Here is a 1,565-nt window from a genome sequence, read left to right on the forward strand (position 1 = left end):
GACCGGCACCGGTCGGCCCGCCCCCGGGTCCTCAGCCCTCCAGGAAGGCCTTGATGGCGCTGGCGAGCAGGTACGGGTCGTCGGCGCCGCAGAGCTCGCGGGCCGAGTGCATGGACAGCGCCGCGATGCCGCAGTCCACCGTGGTGATGCCGAGCCGGGCCGCGGTGATCGGGCCGATGGTGGTGCCGCAGGGCATCGCGTTGTTGGAGACGAAGCTCTGCCAGGGCACGCCCGCCTTCTCGCAGGCGGCGGTGAAGATCGCCCGGCCCACGCCGTCGGTGGCGTAGCGGTTGTTGACGTTGACCTTGAGGATCGGGCCGCCGTTGGGCATCGGGCGGTGGCCGGGCTCGTGCCGCTCGCTGTAGTTCGGGTGGACGGCGTGGCCCATGTCGGAGGAGAGGCAGACGGTGCCGGCCAGCGCCCGGGCGCGGTCCTCCGGGGTGCCGCCGCGGGCGTAGACGGTGCGCTCCAGCACGTTGCCGAGCAGCGGGCTCTGGGCGCCGGTGTCCGACTCGCTGCCGGTCTCCTCGTGGTCGAAGGCGGCCAGCACCGGGATGTACGGCAGGTCGGCGCCGGCGACGGCGGCGAGCGCGGCGGTGGCGGCGTGCACGGAGAGCAGGTTGTCCAGGCGCGGGCCGGCCAGCAGCTCGCGGTCGCGGCCGAGGTAGGACGGCGGCTGCACGTCGTGGGTCATGAGGTCCCAGCCCGCGATGTCGGCGGCGGCCACGCCCGCCCGCTCGGCCACGAACTCGATGAGCGCGCCCTCGGTGGTCTCGCCGATTCCCCAGATCGGCGTGATGTGGCGCTGCTTGTCGAGCTTGAGGCCCTCGTTGACCTGGCGGTCGAGGTGGATGGCGAGCTGCGGGACGCGCAGCAGCGGCTCGTCGATCTGCACCAGGCGGGTGCTGCCGTCGCGCAGCGTGAGCCGGCCGGAGAGGCCGAGGTCGCGGTCGAGCCAGGTGTTCAGCGGGACGCCGCCGTAGATCTCCACGGCGACCTGGCGCCAGCCGGCGGTGCCGGTGTCCGGGAGCGGCTTGACCCGCAGGTTGGGCGAGTCGGTGTGCGTGCCGACCACGCGGAACGGTGTGGCCGGCCCGGCCCCCTCGGGCACGTACCACGCGATCAGTGCGCCGCCGCGGACGACGTACCGCCCGCCGGCCTCGGCCCCCCAGGCGTCGGTCTCCCGGACCTGCCGGAACCCGGCCTTCTCAAGCCGCTCGGCGGCCCCGGCAACGGCGTGGTACGGCGACGGCGCGGCACTGAGGTAGGCGATCAGATCGTCGGTGTGCGTCCGGTCGAAGTGGACCGGGCGGTCGGCGGTCGACATGCTGCTCCTGGGTTGAGGGAGATCGGACTCCGGATGGGGGACCCGGTTCCGACCCTGAGCATATGCCCGTACACGGACATGACGCTGTGAACTCAAAAACGGTGACAGAACATTCGAACCGGCACAGGTCCGTGACAGCTTCGAACGCACGGCGGGGGGGGCCCCCCGCCGGCGCGCCCCCCCCGGGGTAGGGGGGGGGGGGGGGGGGGCGCAGGGGGCGCGACGGCGCCACAGAGAC

1 protein-coding gene is annotated in these 1,565 nt (G+C 73.7%); it reads right to left on the reverse strand.

Annotated features, from left to right (window positions below):
• Window positions 1-31: 31 nt before the first annotated feature.
• Complete coding sequence (locus ACFV0G_RS34415; RefSeq protein WP_380556462.1) at window positions 32-1,327, reverse strand: M18 family aminopeptidase; 1,296 nt, start codon at window positions 1,325-1,327, stop codon at window positions 32-34.
• Window positions 1,328-1,565: the final 238 nt, after the last annotated feature.

The organism is Kitasatospora sp. NPDC059571 (assembly GCF_042735675.1).
Lineage (GTDB): Bacteria > Actinomycetota > Actinomycetes > Streptomycetales > Streptomycetaceae > Kitasatospora.

Bases quoted from the DNA above. Each gene is read 5' to 3' on its own strand.
- ACFV0G_RS34415 (WP_380556462.1), bottom strand. From the start codon at position 1,327: ATGTCGACCGCCGACCGCCCGGTCCACTTCGACCGGACGCACACCGAC.